The sequence below is a fragment of the Shewanella sp. M-Br genome (assembly GCF_036245925.1).
GTDB classification, from domain to species: Bacteria; Pseudomonadota; Gammaproteobacteria; order Enterobacterales; family Shewanellaceae; genus Shewanella; species Shewanella oncorhynchi.
In genome coordinates this window covers 114,236-137,470 of record NZ_BJBV01000014.1, presented here as the reverse complement: position 1 = coordinate 137,470, position 23,235 = coordinate 114,236, and the positions used below count along the sequence as shown (strand labels likewise).

General features: G+C 44.7%; 18 protein-coding genes, 1 tRNA gene and 1 pseudogene. 4 read left to right on the top strand and 16 right to left on the bottom strand.

Annotated elements, in window-relative coordinates:
• Positions 1-20: 20 nt before the first annotated feature.
• From AAA952_RS13435 to AAA952_RS13395, 9 genes and pseudogenes are all read right to left on the bottom strand, one after another.
• Positions 21-1,363 (bottom strand): annotated as a pseudogene (locus tag AAA952_RS13435) (YfjI family protein).
• A 164-nt stretch (positions 1,364-1,527) separates the two neighbouring features.
• Positions 1,528-1,740 carry a helix-turn-helix transcriptional regulator gene (locus AAA952_RS13430; protein ID WP_011071638.1) on the bottom strand — a complete coding sequence of 71 codons (213 nt, stop codon included), beginning with the start codon at positions 1,738-1,740 and terminating at the stop codon, positions 1,528-1,530.
• Between the two features lie 136 nt (positions 1,741-1,876).
• Complete coding sequence (locus AAA952_RS13425; protein WP_338257694.1) at positions 1,877-2,935, bottom strand: cytoplasmic protein; 1,059 nt, start codon at positions 2,933-2,935, stop codon at positions 1,877-1,879.
• 236 nt (positions 2,936-3,171) lie between these two features.
• Entirely contained in the window at positions 3,172-3,465 is a 294-nt protein-coding gene (gene hepT, locus AAA952_RS13420) for a type VII toxin-antitoxin system HepT family RNase toxin (RefSeq protein WP_338257692.1), read from the bottom strand.
• Positions 3,348-3,995: a type VII toxin-antitoxin system MntA family adenylyltransferase antitoxin gene (gene mntA / locus AAA952_RS13415; protein ID WP_338257690.1), complete on the bottom strand. Its 648-nt coding sequence runs from the start codon at positions 3,993-3,995 to the stop codon at positions 3,348-3,350. Before mntA ends, hepT begins: the two co-directional genes overlap by 118 nt.
• A 151-nt stretch (positions 3,996-4,146) precedes the next feature.
• Positions 4,147-5,382 carry a tyrosine-type recombinase/integrase gene (locus AAA952_RS13410; protein WP_338257688.1) on the bottom strand — a complete coding sequence of 412 codons (1,236 nt, stop codon included), beginning with the start codon at positions 5,380-5,382 and terminating at the stop codon, positions 4,147-4,149.
• Between the two features lie 357 nt (positions 5,383-5,739).
• Positions 5,740-5,827 (bottom strand) — tRNA-Ser (locus AAA952_RS13405).
• Between the two features lie 213 nt (positions 5,828-6,040).
• Positions 6,041-8,035, bottom strand: a complete 1,995-nt coding sequence (locus tag AAA952_RS13400) for a methyl-accepting chemotaxis protein (protein WP_338257686.1) — start codon at positions 8,033-8,035, stop codon at positions 6,041-6,043.
• A gap of 281 nt (positions 8,036-8,316) precedes the next feature.
• On the bottom strand, positions 8,317-8,949 hold the full coding sequence (locus AAA952_RS13395; protein WP_006081420.1) for a YchE family NAAT transporter: 633 nt from the start codon (positions 8,947-8,949) through the stop codon (positions 8,317-8,319).
• 318 nt (positions 8,950-9,267) lie between these two features.
• Here AAA952_RS13395 and adhE point away from each other — a divergent pair, with 318 nt between their 5' ends.
• Positions 9,268-11,871 (top strand): bifunctional acetaldehyde-CoA/alcohol dehydrogenase, encoded by a 2,604-nt coding sequence (gene adhE, locus AAA952_RS13390; protein WP_338257683.1) that lies wholly within the window; start codon positions 9,268-9,270, stop codon positions 11,869-11,871.
• Between the two features lie 278 nt (positions 11,872-12,149).
• On the opposite strand, the gene AAA952_RS13385 is transcribed toward adhE, so the two are convergent.
• The 4 genes from AAA952_RS13385 to AAA952_RS13370 all read right to left on the bottom strand — a co-directional run bounded on the left by AAA952_RS13385 (position 12,150) and on the right by AAA952_RS13370 (position 17,842).
• Positions 12,150-13,085: a M14 family metallopeptidase gene (locus tag AAA952_RS13385; RefSeq protein WP_263265291.1), complete on the bottom strand. Its 936-nt coding sequence runs from the start codon at positions 13,083-13,085 to the stop codon at positions 12,150-12,152.
• A 161-nt stretch (positions 13,086-13,246) separates the two neighbouring features.
• Positions 13,247-13,705, bottom strand: coding sequence for a GNAT family N-acetyltransferase (locus tag AAA952_RS13380; RefSeq protein ID WP_131525170.1), 459 nt, complete (start codon positions 13,703-13,705; stop codon positions 13,247-13,249).
• Between the two features lie 224 nt (positions 13,706-13,929).
• Positions 13,930-15,981: a S9 family peptidase gene (locus tag AAA952_RS13375; RefSeq protein WP_338257679.1), complete on the bottom strand. Its 2,052-nt coding sequence runs from the start codon at positions 15,979-15,981 to the stop codon at positions 13,930-13,932.
• Positions 15,982-16,297: 316 nt separating this feature from the next.
• Positions 16,298-17,842 carry a fumarate hydratase gene (locus AAA952_RS13370; protein ID WP_306682090.1) on the bottom strand — a complete coding sequence of 515 codons (1,545 nt, stop codon included), beginning with the start codon at positions 17,840-17,842 and terminating at the stop codon, positions 16,298-16,300.
• Between the two features lie 119 nt (positions 17,843-17,961).
• On the opposite strand from AAA952_RS13370, the gene pabB reads away from it, so the two are divergent.
• Both pabB and AAA952_RS13360 read left to right on the top strand, forming a co-directional pair.
• Complete coding sequence (gene pabB / locus AAA952_RS13365; RefSeq protein ID WP_338257677.1) at positions 17,962-19,374, top strand: aminodeoxychorismate synthase component I; 1,413 nt, start codon at positions 17,962-17,964, stop codon at positions 19,372-19,374.
• Positions 19,375-19,405: 31 nt separating this feature from the next.
• Positions 19,406-19,993, top strand: a complete 588-nt coding sequence (locus AAA952_RS13360; protein ID WP_219233693.1) for a CoA pyrophosphatase — start codon at positions 19,406-19,408, stop codon at positions 19,991-19,993.
• A 64-nt stretch (positions 19,994-20,057) separates the two neighbouring features.
• Here AAA952_RS13360 and AAA952_RS13355 read toward each other — a convergent pair whose 3' ends face one another.
• Positions 20,058-20,393: a hypothetical protein gene (locus AAA952_RS13355; RefSeq protein WP_113939548.1), complete on the bottom strand. Its 336-nt coding sequence runs from the start codon at positions 20,391-20,393 to the stop codon at positions 20,058-20,060.
• A gap of 150 nt (positions 20,394-20,543) precedes the next feature.
• Between AAA952_RS13355 and asnS the strand changes: the two genes are divergently transcribed.
• Entirely contained in the window at positions 20,544-21,944 is a 1,401-nt protein-coding gene (gene asnS, locus AAA952_RS13350) for an asparagine--tRNA ligase (RefSeq protein ID WP_105252305.1), read from the top strand.
• A gap of 125 nt (positions 21,945-22,069) precedes the next feature.
• Here asnS and AAA952_RS13345 read toward each other — a convergent pair whose 3' ends face one another.
• A complete protein-coding gene (locus tag AAA952_RS13345; RefSeq protein WP_338257673.1) occupies positions 22,070-22,441 on the bottom strand; it encodes a DUF1801 domain-containing protein in 372 nt (123 codons plus the stop codon).
• 206 nt (positions 22,442-22,647) lie between these two features.
• Positions 22,648-23,235 carry a cytochrome c3 family protein gene (locus AAA952_RS13340; RefSeq protein ID WP_028760143.1) on the bottom strand — a complete coding sequence of 196 codons (588 nt, stop codon included), beginning with the start codon at positions 23,233-23,235 and terminating at the stop codon, positions 22,648-22,650.

Here is a 23,235-nt window from a genome sequence, read left to right as displayed (position 1 = left end):
TGTGATTTAAAAAGTACCGATCATAAATATCGCGCCAGATTTTCAGCTAGTTTAGAATTATCAGGTTCTTGATTGAAAAACAAATCTATTATTCTAGTCTTAACTATAAAAATTTCTGCCATTGAGTTGCTTTGCTTTAGATAATCTAATGCAGCTTGTAAATCGGCTTTTTTACGAATACAGTTTGGACCGTATTTTAAAATATAATTTTTCCTCATGTATCTTATTCCAGAAGCAATAAATGGCTTCAGCCATTCGCTCAGCGCGCATGCATCCAGCACATATTTAGGTGGAGGACAAAAGACTCGCATAAAATCTCTTGAGAAATAACTTAACAACTCAACGGCTAACCACAAGGATTCTACAGATATTTCAAAATCACCCGGATGTTCGAAACAATGGATCAAGGCTGCAACCCTAGCAATGTTCTCTGGCACCTTGGATGCATGGTCTTTTGCACATTCATACATGCCACCAGGGCCCATTTTAATTTCAATGTCATTAGCAATATCTAACCACACATTTTTAGCTTCATTTGAGAATGTGACAGTGATCCTGTTCCTATAATCTTCCATAGCAATGGCATTTAATAGTAACTGCTTTATTCTATCGCTAAATTTTTCAGTCGCTTTCTTAGAATACTCATATCCACTAACTTGTCGGTAACCACATAAAGAAATAGGATTAGTCACTATTGCTCGAGCAAAAAAACCATTTCCCCTCAAGTCATCTTTCGACCGCCCAAGAAAATCTTGCAATGCACTCCATTGAGTCATGATATGCATCGTCAGTCTTGCATCAGACACCACAAAAGACTCTAATGTCTTTCTACCTATATCGACATCCCCACCACCCCATAATGAATTAATAATTGCTGTACTCAGCATAATATAACTTTTAAATAAAATCCCACCTTCATCTGAACCTAGAAAAGCATTTGGTAAGTTTTCACTCAAACCAACAAGCAATGCTTCTTTGGTTACATCTTCATAAAGAAATTTTGGTATTCTCGGTTTTATAGGTTCAGCATCATGATGTGCTTGCAATTCATTAAGTGCTAATTCATAACTTTCATCATCTTTTTCCTTTGATAGGCGTCTTTTTAACCTTACCGTTTCTTCATCATGAATTTCTTTTAAAAATTTATACTTATTAAATGTACTTCTATGTTCTACCAATAATTTTTTTGTATTGCCTTAAGCACTCCCATATAGTGGCTTTCAACGGTTGATTTTCGCTCACCAGATTCGGCTATCGTAATTGCCAATATTGACACAGGACATATTTTATTAATTGGTAGCGATACATTAATTGCACCCTGTAAAGCAGTTGATATTGTGCTTAGCTGAACTAACACGATCATACTCTCTGGAGCCTGAACAGATTCAAAAGTTTCAAACAAAGCATCGCGCATTAGCGGAGCAGCACATAAATTTGGAAAATTGCCATCCGAGATAGGAAAATAATATGGATATCGAGAAAAATTCATAATTAACCTCTATTCTATAAGTTAGTGACTTTTTAAGATCAGCAAAATCTTCTACCTTGCAGCCACTGTTCGACTTCTTGCATGTACCAGCCTACGGCACGAGCGCCAAGACAAACTTTTCGCGGAAAAAGTGGATCAAACCTAGGGGATTTGGGATTGAGTTTATCGTAGATAGTTGAACGCGAAAGCCCTGTAAGCTGAACCAAGGTCTTCAGTCTAATAATGGAATTGCTTGTGAGAGTTGTGTTCATAATCGTCCTCAGAGTTGTGAATAAACGTCTACAACCCTGAGATTAGATGGTTATCAAGCATGAATAAACGGGGTGAAAACGGTCCCCCTTGCTCACCTAAAGTGCATTATTCATTGTATTATATGCGTTTTTTTGGTCACCTAAGAAATTTACTCGGTCTCAAAAATAATTCAGCATATTTGGCATTATCAATGCTAAAACCTTCTGTAACTAAAAAATCTTTTATTTTAGATGTTATATTTTTATCAAATTTTTGCTGATCATCCCAAAAACGTTCAAGGCAGTAAGTTAAGTATGGAAACTGGCAACCATCTGCAATGGTTTTAGTTTTACCGCATAGGCCATTGGGATTAGGGTTGAGAAAAAAAGCCGCCGCTTCTGCCTTTTTTGCAGCATAATCTAATTGATTCATAATCAACTCTACCAATCCTTTAACTTTGGGCGGATTAGCCGTTTTCCCCCAATAGTAACGGAAGCCTAAGATAGATAATTGGCCCAGATCAGATTGATTACGTAGGAAATCTTTAATATAGTAAGGACTTGTTTCGGGAATGTCAGGGGTATCTATCTCTCGTTCGAAATCTTGATTAACAAATGAAAGAATATCATGTTCAAAAACATAAACTGAATCTATTTTAGTTGGTAAGTCTTCTAGCTCATTTACAATAAAATGTGTATTGGATAAAAATTTAAAGCTTTTTCTTGTAAAGAAAAATTTAATATTGTATTTATAGTCATAGAAATCAGACTGAGAATTTATCCGTAAATCTTTTGCATTAATAGGTGTTTCGTATTTTTCTATATACTGTTCACCACTCATCAATTCAAGTTCAAGGCTTTCAGTATTCAGATAAAGTTCACTTACAAATCTCAAACTAACAATCCCATTTCTTATTAATTTGATTAAATCATCGTTGCTTAACCTAAGATATTCTACATTTTCAACTAATGATGCAAATTTGAATAATTCACTACGTTTAAATCTCTCTCGTGAAACCTTTCGTTGTATAACATGATCTCTTGTCTGATATTTAATAAGATGAGTTTTATGAATATCCCTTTCATAGACAGCCCAAATATTCTTACTAACAGGAGCACTAATTAAAACGGGTTTATTTTCTTGCAAAAGATGCTGTATAACGTCATCTACGCTAGTATTTAAGTTCACATTCGATAACTCTACAAGTTTTTTCATTGACACATCCATTTTATCTGCTATTTCTGCTACTAATAGCAGAAATAGCAGATAAAATGAATTTGTTTGTTAAACTTTTCCCTCACTTGATAGCTTAACTTGTGAATATTTTCAACCTTTTATTGTGACCATGTGTAAAAAAATGCTTAAAGTGGGTTTTCGTAATGTACCAAGAGTTAGCACTCCATATATTGGAAGTTTAAGCAAACAAGTTCACATTAGTGATTTTCACTTCACTATAAGAGTCTGGAGGCCCCATTTAGCCCTTCTTCAGAGATAACCATTCCAATCCCTGCTCTGAATAATCTATCGCTATAACCTTGAGAGATCACACTGCGGATGATCTCAGGGTCAATATTCAAATGATCATGTACCAGTGCATTACGCAGGCCTATCACTTTACGCCAGTCATTTAATTCATCGGCTGGTTGTGCACCTCGTTGACACAGGATCTCAAATGCTTGATAAGCATCCTGCGGACTATGCCCTGCCTGTGCTTTAGCCCAATGTTTCGCAATATGCCAATGCAAGCTTCAATAGAGACCTGTAGTATTCGCTCTGCTGCTCGATATTCGAGATTCGATAGGGGACGCTGACTGAGTAATTGACGTAATTCTCCAAACTCGGCTTGGTACTGGCTAAGGCTTAAACTCAATGACGTGATATAGGCATTATCCAAAATAATAAAGTGGCTTGGGGCTGAATAATCGAGTTCCATTTGCGACATTATGCGAGACTCTTCTTGCATTCTTCGACCTTCATCTCGACTAAAGAGAAGTTTGTTGGCATTAATGCTCCCAAAAGCCAGGGGGATTAGTGCAAAATTAATATCGACAACTGACAGCTTTCCTTCAGCTAGCCCCAATGCCCTTTGCCAATCCATAGCAAGCAGTTCGGCTCTAATACGAGTATCAAGCACACTGTCCGCCTTTACCGGATCGAATGCGACGGCTAAATCCCAATCGCTATGCTCGCTAGCATTTCCTTTCACCTGCGAACCATAAAGCCATAATACCGCCACCTCAGGATGGCTTGCAGCTAAAGCGTTTAGTTGGTGCAATGCTGGCTCTGCTCGATAGTCATTGGCTTGGCTTTAGGTTAGTCATGAAGTAAGAGTAACAACCCTGAGTCGGACTTAACAGGTTAGATTCGTGTGTCACGTCCCCTAACCTTTTGACTCAGGGAGATAATATATATTCGGCCTTAACAGGTCATCCCCCTAATTTTTTTGAACCCGCTGTGACTGACAAAGAGCCGACTGCTGCTGTGGCAATATGATTGCTCCACCACTCCATTAACTTGGTCCGTCGCTCTAGGTAGGTCGTGCGATTATAGGCACTGCGGATTTGGTTTTTATCAACGTGGGCTAACGCTGCCTCAATAACATCACCATCAAAGCCTTGCTCATTTAAGGTAGTGCTCGCCAGCGAGCGTAAACCATGACCCGTTGTTCTTCCCTTTAATCCCATTCGCCCTAATGCTTTGTTAATGGTTTCTGGATCTGTGTGCTTTTGAGGATCTTTTGATGATGGAAAAACGAATTGGCTGTGTTCACTAATCGGCTTAACAGTTTCGAGTATCGCGAGGGTATGCTCTGTAAGCGGGATAATATGCTCACGATTCATTTTCATGCGTGATTCAGGAATAGTCCAAAGTTTGGCATCAAAATCGATTTCTTCCCAACGGGCTCCGGCCGCTTCATTTGGCCTGGTCATTGTGTGCAATTGCCATTCAATCAAACACCGGGTCGTTAACAATAAATTGGCGTTTGCAACGGTCTGCAGCAACTCAGCTAGCTCTGCTGGTTTTAATGCCTTCAGATGCTCCACTTTGCTTTTTCTAAAAACTTCTCGAATACCTGACAACGGATTGGCGTGAATGTAACCAGAGTTAACTGAAAAGTTCATGATTTCATTCAGCAACTGAGCGGTACGCTTAACCGTTTCAAGATGCCCCTTTTGCTCTAGGGGCTTGAGCGCGGCAATGGCTATGGGAGCCGTGAGTCTGCTAATCGCAATACTCCCCAGTTTAGGGAAGGCATACAGCTCAAGCTTGCGCCAATTGCCTTCGATGGTTTTAGGCTTAATGCTTCCTTGCTTTGAGTCCATCCACATTTGCGCAATATGCTTGAGAGTTTGAGCGTTCTCTGTTGCTGCTTTTAATTTGTTTTCAACTTTAAGTAATTGAGGGTCGATGCCTTCGGCCAAGTTTTTTCGCGCTTCTAGCGCTTTATCTCGCGCCTCAGCTAAGGATACGTCAGGATATGAGCCTAAACCAAAATAGGTGGGTTTGCTGGTGGAGGGACGTATGTATCTAAATTCCCACGTTTTCCCTGCAGTGCGCACATAGAGATAGAGATTGCCACCATCTGACAATCTATAGGGCTTTGCTTCCGCTTTTGCATTGAGCACTGCTTTTGCCGTCAGCTTATTTGTACTCCTTCCCATACCGTTCTACCCCCTCAAATTAAGCCCCAAAGTAATGCTTGATTTTGGCATTATTTCGCACTCTAAAATCAAGCATTACTTATAACTGAATAAATTCAGATAAATCAGGATATTGCCAAGTTAAATCTGGGCTATAAAATCGAGAAAATCAAGTGAAAAAACGGCATAAAAAATGGGTATTTTTTGATGTGAAAAGTAATGCCAAAATTTACCAAATTTCCTTGGCATTACTTTTGGCATTACTAAAGATTTCGGATGCTGTAGGATGGCATTAAACAATATCGGATTGTAAGTTGTTGATTTTTATCAAAAACAGATAAGAAAAAAGACGCCCTAGGACGTCTTTAAACTTGAATTTGGCGGTGAGAGAGGGAGTCGAACCCTCGATACGTTACCGTATACACACTTTCCAGGCGTGCTCCTTCGGCCACTCGGACACCTCACCATATGTCGATTTATGTTAGCGTGGTTAATCTTTCACGTTTAAGAATCACTAACGATTTCGTATAGCCTTGCCGAGAGGCTTTCATCGTTAACGGAGCGGTACTGTACGCAAAAGCCTAAAGGGGGTCAAGTAAAAAAGACTCAGTTTCAGGCGGTTGCACAATTGCTAAACAAACCGCCGTGATTTCTTGAATCTTTTCACCGTTTTATACCGTTAATTGACGGTAAATTTGTGTACTTCTTTTGACATTGAATTCGCGTCAAACGTCAGGGCTTTGGTCAGTTCCCTAAGCTCATCGGAGATCCTTTGAGTATTAAGGTAAATCTCACTGATCTTCAGTGCATTACGATTTACGTCTTCGGATACCGCCGATTGCTCATGGGTTGCTGTGGCAATTTGCTCGTTCATGCGGTCAATAATGTCTACTTGCTCCACAATACGTTTCAATTCGATACCTGCCTGTTCAGCTTCATGGACACTGCTATTCGCCTGAGCTAATCCTCTGTCCATGGCTTTTACTGCAATGCTCGCTCCCGCCTTCAATCTATCTGTCATATTTTTAATGTCAGAGGTCGAGGTTTGTGAGCGCTGCGCTAAACTTCGGACTTCGTCTGCAACTACAGCAAAACCGCGACCCATTTCCCCTGCGCGGGCAGCTTCAATGGCGGCATTAAGCGCGAGTAAATTGGTTTGCTCAGCAATACTGCTGATCACTTCAAGCACTACCACTATGCCGTGAATTTCACGGTCTAAATCGTTAATGGCTTTAGAAGCTCCACTAATATCGTCGGCTAACGCTTTGATCGCTTTGCTGGTTCGGCCGACTTCGAGGTTGCCTTCTTTAGCCTCTATATTGGCAGCGGAAGACGCTTCGGATGCCTGCACTGCATTGCTGGCAATCTCGGCCACTGTTGCGCTCATTTCTGTCATAGCGGAGGCCACTTGTTCTGCCTCACTGTGGCCCGCCATCACATCTTGCTCCATGGCATGGGTACAGAGATCCATTTGCGCCACGGCTTGTTGTAATTTAGCGCCGCTAGCACGCACATGTAGGATAACCTTTTCAAAATCACTCATCATGTCGTTAAAGGCAATGGCAAGTTCACCAAACTCATCCGAGCTTGTTTGAGTCAAACGCACACTCAAATCATAATTTTTACGGGCTTGTGTAATAGTCGAATACAAATGATGCACACTGTCGTGCAAGTAGCGGATCACAGATAAACTCAGTATCAAGACTATCGCTAATACTGAGATTAAGGTCGTGAGCACTAAGAACATTTTCTCATTTGCTGAGGATAATCTCTCATGGGTGATCTTGAGTAAATCAGCTGAAACCTGTTGCTCATACTCACGTAATAACTCAATCCGCGCGGTTGATTTACTAAACCAATCTTCTGGGCTTTGTTGTTGAATTTTTTGATTATCTTGCTCAAACGCAATTTGACGTAACAGTTCAACGTCATGCATTGCAGCTGAACTCTGTAAACGGTTAAATGCAGCGGATAAATCCATTGAGGCTAAGGCTAAAAACCTTTCTTGGTAGGTATTTTGCTCCGAGACTAAAGTGATAAATTTTGCATAAACCTTAGGCTTAAATCCGGCTTGACCAAAGGTTGAGCTGAGTACCGCCCTTTCAATCCCCGCCCTCTCCTTCAATTGCAAAAAGGCACTAAAAGCCGTCGCTTTAATGGCGATTTCTTGATTAGCACCCGTTTTTGCGGTTTCATCGACTATTGTCAGTAATAACTTATTTAACTCAGTGTAATAGGCAACTTCATCGGCGACACTGATACTTAAACTGTCCACCTGTGAGCGAATTGAATTTAATCGACCTAACTGTGAATTAAGTTCCTTAAGCTTAGGAGCAAATATCGCTGGTAGCTGATTTTGGGTGATAAATTGCTGGTAGAGATTCAGCTGTGTATCCGTAAGCTGTCTTTGACTAGGGATTTTCGCGGCAAAGGCTTTTCCCGCAGAGCCAAGAAATCCAGCGCTCATTCCGCGCTCTTTTTGTAATTCGTGCACTAAATTACTGTTTGTCACAGCCAACTCACTCAATTGCACCACTAAGGTTAAATCTTGCTTATATTCATACTTTTCAATGAGGTAAAGTGAGCCGCAGAGGAAACAAGCTAATAAGGGAGGCAAAACGACCATTAATAATTTTTGTTTTAGACTGAGATTACCAATCCATTGCCATTTCATAGAAATTTCCTTTTAAACGAATTTTTAACTAAATTAGCGAACACTAGGTATAGCATAAGATTATGCATAGGACGACTAAGGTTTGTAGAAAAGTAGTCGCTAATTTACTGATAAACGGCGACTTCATGCCTTTCTTTAAAGGTGAAAAAAAGCGCTGACTTATCAAGTGCACTCAAGATAAACCGATAAAATTCAAAAAAATTAGCGTACAAATAAAAACGCACAGGAATAATACCTGTGCGTTTATTGATAAAAGTACGATGAATCCTGCGGAGTAATACTTAGCTGAAAAGCTGTGGGAATAATCCCTTCACACCAGCCGCAATAACTTCGATACCAATAGATAACATCAAGAGTCCCATGAGACGGGTAATCACGTTAATACCCGTTTTGCCGAGGATCTTATAAATGATAGATGCCATTCTAAACAGGCCAAAACTCACTAAACCAAACACTATCACAGTAATGAACATCGCAATAATGTTCGACAATGAATTATGCTCAGCGGCAAAGACAATCACCGAACTGATAGCGCCAGGTCCCGCCATCAGTGGCAAAGCCAAAGGCACAACCGCCACAGATTCCATCGCCGAGGATTCGCGGTCTTCCTCTTGGTTACGCTTCACTTCACCTAACTTACCTTGCAACATTGACATCGCAATAATGGCAATCAGGCTGCCACCAGCAATTCTAAAGGCAGATAACGAAATGCTGAACATATTCAGAATGTGCTGCCCCGCCACAATCGTGACTAAGAGAATCACCACAACCGCAAAGTTCGCTACTTTACCCGTGTGATTCCGCTCAGCCTCCGTTTGATGGCTGGTTAAGCTCACAAACACAGGCAACAAGCCAACCGGATTAATGATGGCAACGAGGCCAAGAAAAAATTTAACGTAAAGAGTTAACTCCAAGGGACTATCCTTATGTGCGTGTCACGCCGTCTTCATCAAAATAAGCTTGAGGGCAAGTATAGTATCTCAAGCGCTATTGACTGAAAAATGAGATTTTTGAGGTTAAATCACAACTTCGAATAATATTTAGTTATCGAAGCCGATGCATTTTCAGCGCAATTTTAAACAAACAAGTTACCCTGAGTGTAGTTTTATTACATAAAAGCACGATATTGTCGTTGATATCACACTTTCAACGCGGCTTTAGGTGTAATTTTCTACCATAAAGAGGATTTAGTGAATGCCTTGATTCACTAAATCTTTTTAGGAGTATTAATCATGACAGTGACCAATGCACAAGAACTGAATCTCATGGTCGAGCGAGTGGCGAAAGCACAAGCCGAGTATGCAACATTCAGCCAAGCGCAAGTCGATAAAATTTTCCGTGCAGCGGCCCTTGCCGCTGCCGATGCGCGTATCTCGCTGGCCAAAATGGCCGCTGCAGAAACCCGCATGGGTGTAGTTGAAGACAAAGTAATTAAAAACCACTTTGCCTCCGAATACATTTATAACAAATATAAAGATGAAAAAACCTGCGGAATTTTATCTGAAGATGTCACCTTCGGTACTATTACCATTGCTGAACCCGTAGGCATCATCTGTGGCATAGTCCCCACCACGAACCCCACATCGACTGCCATTTTTAAAGCCTTAATCAGCCTTAAAACTCGTAACGCGATCATCTTCTCGCCCCATCCTAGGGCCAAAATATCGACCACAACTGCAGCAAAATTAGTGCTTGATGCTGCCATAGCCGCGGGCGCGCCCAAAGACATTATTGGTTGGATTGATGAACCCAGCGTTGCACTATCAAATCAATTAATGACTCACCCTAAGGTCAATTTAATCCTCGCAACGGGAGGCCCAGGCATGGTGAAAGCCGCCTACTCTTCCGGTAAACCTGCTATTGGCGTAGGTGCGGGTAACACGCCTATTGTTATCGATGAAACCGCCGACATCAAACGCGCGGTCAGTTCGATTCTCATGTCGAAAACCTTCGATAACGGCGTCGTTTGTGCGTCAGAGCAAGCGGTAATTGTGGTCGACAGTATTTATGAGCAGGTTAAAGAGCGTTTCACAACCCACGGTGGCTATATGCTATCGAAGGATGAAACCGCGGCGATGCAGCAGGTCATTTTAAAAAATGGCGGTTTGAATGCCGATATCGTTGGCCAAAGCGCTGCCAGTATCGCGAAAATGGCGGGCTTTGAAGTGCCACACTGGACAAAAGTGTTGATTGGTGAAGTCACCGACATTTGCGACAGCGAAGCCTTCGCCCATGAAAAATTATCGCCATTACTTGGCATGTACCGCGCCATCGACTTTAACGATGCCATGGATAAAGCCGAAGCCTTAGTCGCGCTCGGCGGCATTGGCCACACATCAGGGCTTTATACCGACCAAGATACCCAAACAGAACGTGTGCATGCCTTTGGTTTTAGAATGAAAACAGCACGTATTTTGATCAACACCCCAGCCTCACAGGGCGGCATTGGCGATCTGTACAACTTCAAACTGGCACCTTCGCTCACTTTAGGCTGTGGTTCTTGGGGCGGCAACTCGATTTCAGAAAACGTTGGCCCTAGTCATCTGATCAATAAAAAAACCGTCGCTAAGAGGGCCGAAAACATGTTGTGGCATAAACTTCCTGCATCTATCTATTTCCGCCGCGGCAGTTTACCCATCGCGCTCGAAGAACTGAGCGATAAAAAACGCGCCTTAATCATCACAGACAGATTTTTGTTCAATCACGGTTATTGCGATGAAACCATGCGGATTTTAAAAGCCCAAGGCCTTGAAACCGAAATTTTTTACGATGTTGAAGCCGACCCCACATTAGCCATAGTCCGTCAAGGCGCTAAGGTCGCTCAAAGCTTTAAACCCGATGTGATTATTGCGCTCGGCGGCGGCTCACCAATGGATGCGGCTAAGATTATTTGGGTAATGTACGAGCATCCAGATGTGGATTTTGCCGATCTCGCACTGCGCTTTATGGACATTCGTAAACGTATCTACAAATTCCCTAAAATGGGCACCAAAGCCATGATGGTAGCAATTCCTACCACCTCAGGCACTGGCTCAGAAGTCACACCTTTTGCGGTAGTGACAGACGAAATTACCGGTAAAAAATACCCGATTGCCGACTATCAACTCACGCCCAATATGGCGATTGTTGATCCAAATCTTGTGATGGACATGCCTAAATCCCTCACCGCCTTTGGTGGCATAGATGCGGTGACCCATGCATTAGAAGCCTATGTCAGCGTGATGGCGAATGAGTACAGCGATGGCCAAGCGCTACAAGCCCTCGACTTACTGTGCAAATATTTACCCGATGCCTACAACTTGGGGTCACAATCACCTGTCGCCCGTGAAAAGGTCCACAATGGCGCCACTATTGCGGGTATCGCCTTTGCTAACGCTTTCCTTGGGATTTGCCACTCAATGGCACACAAACTGGGCGCCGAGTTCCATCTCGCCCATGGCCTAGCCAATGCGCTGCTGATCAACAACGTAATACGCTTTAACGCAACGGATCTGCCCACTAAGCAAGCGGCCTTTAGCCAATACGACAGGCCAAAAGCCCTGTGCCGTTATGCTGCCATCGCAGATCACTTGAAACTAGGCGGAAAGACGGATGAAGAAAAAGTCGAAAAATTGCTTGAGAAAATCACACACCTCAAGAAGACGATTGGCATTCCTGCTTCTATCCAAGAAGCCGGTGTCAACGAAGCCGACTTCCTCGCCAAGTTAGATGAATTAGCCGAAGATGCGTTCGATGATCAATGTACCGGTGCCAACCCACGTTACCCATTGATTAACGAGCTGAAACAACTGTTCCTCGATAGCTATTATGGCCGTGACTATAGCGACAACAACTAGGTTATCGCCTGCCAATGCTAGGCTCGTGCTTAATAAAAGCCGCGCGACATAAACTAGGTTATCGCCTGCCAATGCTAGGCTCGTGCTTAATAAAAGCCGCGCGACATAAATGAAGAAGCCCTCGAATGAGGGCTTTTTATTGCGTGATGTTCCGTGAATGACCTAATTAAGGAGTCGATGCGTTAATCGATCGCACGCAAAATGACTTCACTAGCAGCTAACTCAACTGGGCATCACTCACTTACGATCACTAAGCTGAACATCACAACAAACTGTGACTAACGCTGTGCCAGTACATAATCAATGGCGCTGGTGATGGCTGCAACCTGCGCCAGATTACATTCGGCAGGCGTGGCCGTTGGGCTATCTGGGTACACTTCTGTCGTTGTGTTATAGATACAGCCAGTGACACTGCTGCAAAGCCCTAATGACTTAAGCGGATAGTTAATCACCCCGTGCTGCACCACAGTCGAGCCAATGATCTCGCCTTTCTCATCGGCAGGAGCAATGTGCGTCACTTTACTCACACCATCAATAATGGCTTTCTGAAAGGCATCCATTGAGTTTTCGGTATCACCCACAGCATAAAAACCATCTGGGATAGTACCTTTGACGTACTCTTTTCCATCACGGGCGCAAAGTGCTGGACGAAATTCTAATTCATCGGAATCCGTGGTTTCATGTAAGTCCACATGCACATCAAAATCTTGCTCTACGGATGCGACTAAGGCCATCAAGGCCGCCGATTCTTCCGCTGGACTGTTGGCATAAAATGAACGATTAGGATCGATAGCCTTAGGGTTCCAACGATTGATGGTTTCGTAACCCCAAGGACTCACGCACACGGCGATCACAAGATTGACGCGATCAACATAATGAGCCGCCTTATCCGCTAAAAATGCCAGGGCACCATGAACACCGCTGGTTTCGTAACCGTGCACGCCACCAGTCACGAGCACGGTTGGCTTTTGTGGATCAAACTGCTGGCTTTTTACCGCAAATAATGGGTAACGATCGGCATTAATCGATAAGGCGCCATATTGCACAACGGTAAGCCCAAGTGCCAAGAGTGCAGCTTCCATCGCCTTGAGTGGCGTCACGACATCGTCCTGATACGAACGCTTGATTTGGGTGCTCGCCAGCCATGCGGCTTTTTCAGACTCGCCCCATTTTTCACCAGCGGTGCCGATGGGATAAAAGGTTAAATTTGCCATAATTCCTCTATTTTTAGTTCTATTCGGTAAAGTTCTTTTTATTCAAGTTATTTGCACTCTAGTGCTTTCGTTCAAACTCTTTTCGCTCAAGCTTTTTCGTTGAATTACTATTCAGTCGAATAATAGTGCTCGTGTTTGGATGATAAATGAGTACAGTCAACCTAAAGCACTAGCTGCATGGGAATATCACGGATCCCGCCGCGTTCTCGCTCGGGTCCAAGGGGCACAAAGCCAAAGCCTAAGTACACAGCCTGCGCATTCAGCGCCGAGTTCACGGTAAATATGCCCGAATTGCCTTGGGCTAAACATTGAGCTTTGGCATGTTCCCACAACATTCGCGCCACGCCTTGCCCCTGCGCATGGGAGGCGACAAAGAGATGGTATAAGTGACTATTCGCCTTCATCCCCACTACACCTGCGAGTTGGCCCGAGTCCGTTATGGCAACATGGTACTGATAACCCATAGCAAAGTAGCTACCAATCGCTTCTATCGACATGGCATTAACTAAGATTGCAGCGCCCTCTGCAGTGCAAGTTGGGGCGATAAATTCTTGGGTTAATTGAGTGAGTAATACGCTTATTTCAGGGATGTCAGTTAAGGTTGCGGCTCGAATGTTCATCTTAACTCCTTGATTAAAAACATTTCATGACATAATAAAAAGCCAGAACAGAGTTCTGGCTTTGTTAAAACGCTGAACAAAGTGCACTTAATTGAAAACGCTTAGCTTATTTAAAGCGCTCCGCTTAAAACACTCTAATAGCCAACTCGCCGATGATAACCCTATCGGACGAGCCTTGCTTCTATGGGCTTTCGTCGGTGCAAAGCCCATAAACGCACGGGTCGTTATTGCTTAGTCCAGCGGTCCATCCAACCGAAGACATTAGCATACCATTGCTCTAAGTTTTCAGGTTTTAAGATCCAATGGTTTTCATCAGGGAAAATCAATAACTCAGATGGGATCCCTTTGCGCTGCATAAAACTGAATGCCGCTAAACCTTGACCATAAGGGACGCGGAAGTCCTTCTCACCGTGGATAACCAGCATGGGTGTTTTCCAGTTTTCAACATAATTCACTGGGTTAAACTTCTCATATAACGCTTTGTTATCTGAATAAGTGCCGCCAAACTCATGCTCTGCGAACCACACTTCTTCAGTCACGTAATACATAGAACGCATATCGAACAGACCCGCGTGGTTAACTAAGCACTTGAAACCGTCGTTCCAGTTACCTTGGATCCAGTTCATCATGTAGCCACCGTAAGAACCGCCGAGCGCACAGGTGTTTTGCGGGTCGAGCCATTTTTGTTGCTGGCTCACCGCTGCTAGGCCTTTTTGCAGATCTTCTAATGGCTTACCACCCCAATCTTGGCTGATTGAATCCGTAAAGGCTTGGCCGTAACCGGTAGAGCCGTGGAAATCCACCATAACGACGCCATAACCCGCACCCGCCCATAATTGGGCATTCCAACGACCACTGAAGGCATTACCAAATGAACCTTGCGGCCCACCGTGAACGAGATAGGCAATTGGGTATTTTTTCCCTTCTTGGAAGTTCGCCGGTTTGATCCAGTAACCGTAAACGTCTTCGTTATTCCAACCTTTAAAGCTGAACTGTTCAAACTTACCAAACTTGATCTCGGCCAATTTGTCTTTATTCACTTCGGTCAGACGTTTAAGCCCTTCACCTTCAGTTGTAATGCTATAGAGATCGCCCGGTTCAACTAAGGTTTTGCTATCGAAAATCAGTTGTTCGTTAGTGACCGCAATTAAACTGTTCGTGCCATCACTGTAGACAGAACGCACATCGCCAAATTGGGTATTCACTTGGAAAATTGAGACTTGACCTAGGTCTTGTGCCGTCACATACAAGGTACGATTGTCAGGAGCAAACATCAGTGAGCTTGGGCTGCGATCCCATAATGGCGCCACTTCTTTGGTTTGGCCTGTGCTAGTATCGCGCAACATAATGCCGTAGCGATCTGCTTCAAAACCCGGTTTTTTCATCGCTAAATAGGCCATGTAACGACCATCGCTCGAAAATGTTGGCTGCGCATCCCATGCAAGATTGTCTTTGGTTAAGTTGGTTGCGGTGCCGCCTGTCACTGGCACTTGCCACAAATCATAGTTAGTGGTCCAAGCTTGATCTTTGCTGGGGGCTTTCGCGCTATAAACCACAAACTTACCGTCTGGGGTGAAAGTTACTTCTTCCATACCCGAGAAAGGTTTTGGCGGCGTTTCAGTGTCTAAACCTTGAGTCACATCCACTACTCTAGTGAGTTTCTCACCGTTTACAGCGCCCACAAATAAATGGTTACGGGCGTGGTCTTCCCACGTATCCCAATGGCGAACCATTAACTGCTTGTATTCACGGCCAGTCGATTTACGCTCAGCTTCGGCGGTAAATTTATCCTTTGAGCAAGCTAAGTCCTTACACTCGGGGAATACCCGCATGCTGAGTACAACTTGTTTACCGTCGTTTGATAATTTATAGCCATCAATATCCAAAGGTAAATCAGAAACTTGTACCGCTTCACCGCCCATTAATGACAGTTGAAATAACTGGCTTGAACCACTGCGACTAGCAAGGAAATAAATCGACTTGTCGTCATTGGCGAAGCTCACATCGTGCTCTGTGCCCGTGGCAGAGGCCAATTGCAGTGGTTTCGCCTTCGTGTCTATCAAATCTAATAGATACAGATCCGAGCAGGCCTCTCCCTTATCGTTTACCGTTTTAAGACCATAAACTAATTTAGTGCCATCATGGGACACAGTCGCAGAGTGCATCTTATTGAGTTTAATGAGTTGTTGCACAGTAAAAGGCGTTGGATCGGCCGCTTGGGCTGATAACGCCAGTCCTGCAGCGCCGAGCGCCAATAGGAGAGGAGCTATTTTCATTGTTATGTCCGTCTTTGGTTAAACTGGTTCGATAGTTGCGCCAATCATTGCAAGGGTTCTATTGAAATTGCAATAGTTCTACTGAGTTGCAACCGCACGAATGTTAAAAACGATCTGAGATCGTATCTTTCGAAGATAAGCTTGCCACACTATCGAAACAAAAACGCTCAGGCAAGCCAAATGGCGAACCTGAGCGTATTTTTTTGTGACAAAATGTCAGTGGCGCAGCGTTTTACCTCAAGAACAGATATCAGAACTCAAACTTAAGCTATTTTGCTTAAAAAACCATCAAGTTCAATCCACTGCATCCCAACCTTTACGCTTTCGCGTTAGCAATATTCACTTTCCAAATTGCAGGGCCAGTTTCATGGGCGTTCACACCGTTTGAATCCACAGCCACAGTCACTGGCATATCTTGCACATCAAACTCGTAAATCGCTTCCATGCCCAAATCAGCAAAGGCCACGACGCGAGAATGTTTAATCGCTTTAGACACTAAATACGCAGCGCCGCCAACGGCCATCAGATATACCGCTTTGTGTTTTTTGATCGATTCAACTGTCGCAGGACCGCGCTCAGCTTTACCTATCATGCCCATCAAGCCCGTTTTCTCTAACATTAAGTCAGTGAATTTATCCATACGAGTTGCTGTGGTTGGGCCCGCAGGACCGACAACTTCAGTGCCAACTGGATCAACTGGGCCAACGTAGTAAATAAATTTACCCGTAAAGTCCACGCCTTCTGGCAGACCTTCACCGCTTTCAATCAGGCTTTGAATGCGCTTATGGGCAGCATCACGACCAGTCAACATTTTACCGCTCAGCAGAATGGTTTCACCGCTTTTCCACTGCTCGATATCCGCTTGAGTCACAGTATCTAAGTTAACGCGGCGCACATCATCACCCACTTCACGGGTGATTTCTGGCCAATCGGCCAATGATGGCGGCGTTAATTCCGCAGGACCTGAACCGTCTAAATGGAAATGTACGTGGCGTGTAGCCGCGCAGTTCGGGATCATCACCACTGGCTTTGACGCCGCGTGGGTGGGCGCCGATTTGATTTTAACGTCTAACACTGTGGTTAAACCGCCAAGACCTTGTGCACCTATGCCTAAGTTATTCGCACGCTCAAAAATGTCTAAACGCAGCTTTTCTTCGGTCGTTTGCGCGCCACGGGCCATCAACTCATGGATATCCACGCTTTCCATCAGCGCTTCTTTGGCTAATACGGCCGCTTTTTCCGCCGTGCCGCCGATGCCTATACCCAGCATACCCGGTGGACACCAGCCCGCGCCCATAGTCGGTAGCGTTTTTTCTACCCATGCAGCGATATCATCTGATGGGTTTAACATCACCATCTTCGCTTTGTTTTCACTGCCGCCACCTTTGGCTGCAATCGCCACTTCGATATGGTTGCCTGGCACCATGTCGATATGCACCACAGATGGCGTGTTATCTTTGGTATTTTTACGGCTGCCCGCAGGATCTGACACTATTGATGCGCGCAGTGGGTTATCAGGATTGGTATAGGCACGACGAACACCTTCGTCGACCATTTCCTGAATCGTCATATCGGTTTTGTCCCATTGGACACCCATACCCACTTTCACGAAAGTGGTCACAATCCCAGTGTCTTGACACAGAGGACGCTTACCTTCGGCCGACATACGCGAGTTAATTAAGATCTGGGCAATTGCATCCTTCGCCGCCGCACTTTGTTCACGCTCATAAGCTTGGCTCATGGCATCAACAAAATCCTTCGGGTGGTAATAAGAAATGTATTGCAAAGCATCCGCCACACTTTCAATAAAGTCGGCTTGTTTAATCACAGAAGTTTCAGACATTTTATGGTGAGATGACATAGTAGGAGCGCTCCAGCAGCCTTTGCGGCCTAACTTGTTTTTGTTTAATTCTTTCTGGGCCAATATGATACTCTTTCACATCTTTTTGGGCTACATCACATTTTGAATAGGGTTAATCGATGGCAATTAGGGCGTCAAAACAGCTTGCATCACGCCAACTTGACTGGACATTAAGTACCGCAGCACTGTTCGAACACTTTGCAAATGACACTTGGGCAATTCTGTTAGATTCGGCGAACGCGCCGCATCAAGACGCCAGATTCGACATCATTTGCGCCAATCCTATCGCAACGTTAGTGACTCAGGGCGAGCGTAGCGATATAAAGCTCATCGATACGAGCTTGAGCTTACCCGAGGCAATAGACCCAAACCGTGATCCCTTCGAGTTACTCAACACTTTATTAACCCATTGGTATTCAAAATCTTTTGATTGCGTTCTGCCCTTTAGTGGTGGCGCAATGGGCAGTTTTAGCTACGATTTAGGCCGCAGAATTGAATCCCTGCCGATAACGGCCAAGCAAGATATTCAACTGCCAGAGATGAACATCGGCTTTTACGACTGGGCGTTAGTTTTTGATTACCAAGACCAGTGTTGGCATTTGCTGCATTATTTAGGTGAAGCGGCACTCGACATTGAGTTGAATAAAATTCAAGATAAAATCACCAAAAAGCCAAATACCGCCGAATTCATGCTCACTGGCCCATGGACAGCACAAATCGATAAGGCCCAATACACGGCCAAGTTTGCAACAGTTCAAGCCTATTTGCACAGCGGCGATTGCTATCAAATAAATTTAACCCAAAGATTTGAAGCCCATTATCAAGGCGATGAGTGGTCGGCCTATAGCCAACTGCGCAATGCCAATAAAGCGCCCTTCTCGGCCTTTATGCGTCTGCCGCAAAACACGGTTTTATCGATTTCACCCGAGCGCTTTATTCAGCTTCGCGGTGACGATATTCAAACCAAACCTATCAAAGGCACACTGCCGCGTCATACCGATCCCGCATTGGATGTGAAAGCCGCCAATACACTGGCAAACTCACCAAAGGATCGCGCCGAAAATGTCATGATTGTCGATTTACTGCGTAATGATATCGGCAAAGTGGCGGCGGCAGGCTCAGTACGTGTACCGCATCTGTTTGAGATTGAAAGCTTTCCTGCCGTGCATCACTTAGTCAGTACAGTAACGGCCAAGCTTGATAGCCGATTCACGGCGAGTGATTTACTGCGCGCGGCGTTTCCCGGCGGCTCAATTACCGGCGCACCGAAAATTCGTGCCATGGAAATTATCGAAGAGCTCGAACCTTCACGGCGCAGCCTTTATTGTGGTTCTATGGGTTATATCAGCCAAGACGGTCAAATGGATACCAGTATCACCATTCGCACTATTGTGGCCGAACAGGGCAAACTCTATTGCTGGGCTGGCGGCGGTATAGTGGCGGATTCTGAAGTGGATGCCGAGTACCAAGAAACCTTTGATAAGATCAGCCGTATTTTACCTTTGCTTGGCGCTGCGTCACAAAAGCCGTAAGCTTTAATACTAAACAGTCACGAGAACGTCGATGGATCAAGCGGAATTTAGACTCAGATTTAATCTGCACCCGTTAGCGCGGCAAGATCCGGCGGCCTTCCCTCACCTTGGATTACGCAAAGCCGCGGTGTTGATCCCACTGCTGGAGATTAACGGTGAGCTGAATCTAATTTTGACCCAAAGACCTATGCATCTGCGCGCCCATCCGGGGCAGATCAGTTTCCCAGGCGGTAAAATTGAGCCCTATGATATTGATGCGATTGCGGCCGCGTTAAGGGAAGCAGAAGAGGAAATTGGACTCTCAAGGCATAACGTCGACGTGGTGGGCACGTTTCCAGCCCATAATACCTTCACAGGGTTTGAAATCACTCCTGTGATAGGCATTATCAAGCAGGCATTTGATTTAAAACTCGATCCCGGTGAGGTAGCCGATTGCTTTACCGTGCCATTAAGCTTTTTTATTGAACCGAATAATCGCCACCAAAAACGCTTTTTACGCCAAGGGCGCTATTACAGCGTGCATTTTATTCCCTATCAACAACGGTTTATCTGGGGTGCGACTGCCGCGATTATCGACCATTTATGCCGCCAGTTAAGCATTCCTGCCGATATTCTCTGACTTCATTTGCCATTGCTAAACCGTTAAAAAGCCAAACAGTTGAATTAGCCAAAGAATGGATAGCTTAAACCACCAAATGAATATACAAACCGGCGACAATCGACGTTAGCAGCAACATGGGAATATTAAACCAATAACCCATACGACTGTGATGGGCGACATAATAGTTAAACGCTAAACTGACCAAACTAATACCACCACAAACCCAAATCAAATACTGCAATAATTGGGTTTCATGTGGATCCCAATGGACTCTAAATGTCGCGCCACGGGTCAAATAGGCCCCAACTTCACGGTCTGGCCTTGCATCACTAAACACTAATAGCGCATAGACGGCTATTGCCCAGCCTAATATGGATAAGGTCGCAAGGATAATTTGAAATATTCTAGTCTTGCTCATACCGCCTCCCGCCGTTTAACTCACTATATCGCCCAATATCGATATTATTAACCTCAGGATACCTTTTTCAGCTTGAGAAAAGCCACCAGCAAGGTAATATAAACCTCCAAAATTTTCATATAAAACGTTTCGTTGGAGAATTAAGCAACAATGAGCATTGCATCTGTCGCATCTGTATTTAAAGGTGAGCACGCCGTCGGTTCTAAAGTCACAGTGCGTGGCTGGGTCAGAACCCGTCGTGACTCTAAAGCCGGCATCTCTTTTTTAGCTGTTTACGACGGCTCTTGCTTTAATCCTATCCAAGGTGTCGTGCCCAATAGCTTAGATAATTACGACAACGAAGTGTTAAAGCTGACTGCGGGTTGTTCTGTTGTGATGACAGGCGACGTGGTGGAATCTCCTGGTGCAGGCCAAGCATTTGAGCTGCAAGTGACTGAACTTGAAGTCGCTGGCTGGGTTGATGATCCAGACACTTACCCAATGGCCGCTAAGCGTCACTCAATTGAACATTTACGCGAATTAGCCCACTTACGCCCACGTACTAACATTATTGGTGCCGTTGCTCGCGTACGTAACTGTCTATCCCAAGCGATTCACCGCTTCTACCACGAAGAAGGCTTTATTTGGGTATCGACCCCACTTATCACAGCATCTGATTGCGAAGGCGCCGGTGAGATGTTCCGCGTATCGACCTTAGATATGGAAAACCTGCCGCGTACTGAAGCAGGTAAAGTCGATTACGATAAAGATTTCTTCGGTAAAGAAGCTTTCCTGACCGTATCAGGCCAGTTGAATGCTGAAACCTACGCCTGTGCACTGTCAAAGGTGTATACCTTTGGCCCGACTTTCCGTGCTGAAAACTCAAACACTAGCCGCCACTTAGCGGAATTCTGGATGGTTGAGCCTGAAGTCGCCTTCGCTAACTTAAACGACATCGCAGGCCTTGCCGAAGCTATGTTGAAATACGCGTTCAATGCCGTATTGACTGAGCGTATGGACGATTTAACCTTCTTCGCCCAACACGTTGATAAGACTGTGATCGACCGTCTGCAATCTTTCGTTTCAAGCGATTTTGCTCAAGTGGATTACACGGATGCGGTTGAAATTCTGCAAAACTGTGGCAGAACCTTCGAGTTCCCAGTGTCTTGGGGCATCGATTTATCTTCTGAGCATGAGCGTTACTTAGCCGAAGAACACTTCAAAGCCCCTGTGGTAGTGAAGAACTATCCAAAAGATATCAAAGCCTTCTACATGCGCTTAAACGACGATGGCAAAACCGTTGCCGCGATGGACGTGTTAGCCCCAGGTATCGGTGAAATCATCGGTGGCTCTCAACGTGAAGAGCGTTTAGACGTGCTAGATATGCGTCTAGCCGAAATGGATCTGAACCAAGAAGATTACTGGTGGTACCGTGATATGCGCCGTTATGGCACAGTGCCACATGCAGGTTTTGGTCTAGGGTTTGAGCGTTTAGTGTCTTACGTGACGGGCGTGAACAACATTCGTGATGTTATCCCTTTCCCACGTGCACCGCGCACTGCGAACTTCTAATCTCCCTTAACTTGGGACTGCATAGCTAAGACATCTCTATTAAACCTTAGCAAAACGAAAGGAGCTGAATATTCAGCTCCTTTTTTGTTCGTCCGTTTTAGTCACATCATGCGGCTAAACAACCATTAATCCGCCAGACTCAACACCTGCGCAATATATTCCGCGACTCGCTTGGCAGCAATATCATCGATTGACACCAACTTAATATGGCGACGAAATTTGCCACTGCCTTCGAGAACCTTGTGTGGATCGCTAAGATTCGCGCCTGAGCTAAACTCCAATGAAACATGCTGTTTATAGGCAAACACACCACAAAAACTGGCTTTAGTGCTAAAGAGTATACCGCCGTACTTAACGGCTTCAGTAATGGCCCGCGACGATGTGGTAGCGGCGGTTTTGACCTCCTGTCGCACCCCCTGCACTATTTCAAACAGACTCGGGCTGGTACATAAAATATCTTCTAACAGTTTTTCAAGTTGCGGTTGATCTTCCATCATGATCTCTTTACCTCTCATACAAGCAAGACTATCTCAGCCAGATTGTAGCGCGCTAATCGGACTGAATAATACCCTATTGAAGCATCCCCAAAAAATTGAATAGTGACGTGCCAATAAAAAGGCCAAGCGTGGAGTACGCTTGGCCTTTTGCTGGAGTTGTCCAACTTAGCAAGGCTAAGTCACACGGATAAAAACTGCGCCCTAGATTAAAACCCCTTCACACCGGCCATGTCAGGGAGATGATGAGCAATCCCCTTGTGGCAGTCGATACAGGTCTTTTCGCCGCTTGCCAGTGATGTTGAGTGCATCTGCGCCGCTCTGGGTGATTGGCGAGTAAAGTCCATGTAAGTGAAGTTATGGCAGTTACGACACTCAAGCGAATCATTGGCCTTTAACCTTGCCCACTCATGTTCTGCCAGTTCACGGCGCTTATCTTCAAACTTCTCACGGGTATTAATCGTCCCAAAAACCTTACCCCACACTTCCTTAGATGCCTGCATCTTACGGGCAATTTTATCGGTCCAGTTATGCGGTACGTGGCAATCAGGACACGTCGCCCGCACGCCACTGCGGTTAGTGAAATGAATCGTCGTCTGTAGCTCTTGATAGACGTTATTTTCCATCTCATGGCAACCAATACAGAAAGCTTCTTGGTTGGTCACTTCTAAGGCAGTGTTAAATCCGCCCCAGAAAATCACCCCAGCCACAAAACCACCTAAGGTCAAAAAACCTAAACTGTAATGCACACTCGGACGATTGAGTACCTGCCAGATTTTTTTCAGTTTATCTAACAT